Annotated in this window: 1 protein-coding gene and 1 pseudogene; both read right to left on the bottom strand. The window is 40.5% G+C overall.

The genetic code is table 11. The features are described from left to right. Positions 1–98, bottom strand: a pseudogene (locus D0T85_RS23310) (glycoside hydrolase domain-containing protein); the annotation flags it as partial. Between the two features lie 27 nt (positions 99–125). Next, positions 126–306, bottom strand: a 181-nt coding sequence (locus D0T85_RS22340) for a hypothetical protein (protein ID WP_163215692.1), incomplete at its 5' end; no start/stop codon positions are given.

Here is a 306-nt window from a genome sequence, read left to right on the forward strand (position 1 = left end):
ATGCTGAATAGTTCATCCAGTTTCTTGATAAATTCTTTTTCGCCACCCATCAGGTTCATAATTCCGTAAACATCGTGCGGAACATGGAATGAGAAGGATGCTAATCCGCGTGAAGCATTTGTATATTATTTCAAAAGAAATGATCTGGAAGCTGTTACCGAATCGAGAATAGGAAGTTTAAAGATGAAAGTAAAAATCAATCCCACCAGCACCCCGGTAGAGATTAACACATCAGCAAGTGCCTCGAACATGGTTTGGTAGCTAGTCTCATCAAAATAGATTTGCACTCCTAAAGGTTCGGCTCCG

Origin of the sequence: Bacteroides sp. 519 (assembly GCF_010500955.1) — a bacterium.
Taxonomy (GTDB): domain Bacteria; phylum Bacteroidota; class Bacteroidia; order Bacteroidales; family Bacteroidaceae; genus Bacteroides.